This is a genomic window from Curtobacterium sp. PsM8, assembly GCF_030433875.1.
In the GTDB taxonomy this organism is placed as follows: domain Bacteria; phylum Actinomycetota; class Actinomycetes; order Actinomycetales; family Microbacteriaceae; genus Curtobacterium.
Map to the genome: position 1 here is coordinate 1 of NZ_JARUXD010000219.1, position 216 is coordinate 216.

The 216-nt window shown below is 63.9% G+C and carries 1 pseudogene; it reads right to left on the reverse strand.

The annotated features are described in order from the left end of the window. Nucleotides 1-216, reverse strand: a pseudogene (locus QCD68_RS17390) (peptidase S10); the annotation flags it as partial.

Here is a 216-nt window from a genome sequence, read left to right on the forward strand (position 1 = left end):
GTCCAGACCTGTGAGCCGCGAAACAGTGGCGACAACCTGGGCCCTGTCAGCCGGATCGAGGCGGTGGCCCGCAGCTAGCGCCTTGCGATAGGGGCCGTCTGCAAACCCCTCGGCCTCGTCAAGGACATCTTCGAGAGTGCGATCGGCATTGTGGCCGTGGTAATGGGCGTTTGCCGCGTAGGTGGGAAGAAAACCGATGCACGCCCGATCCCAGGT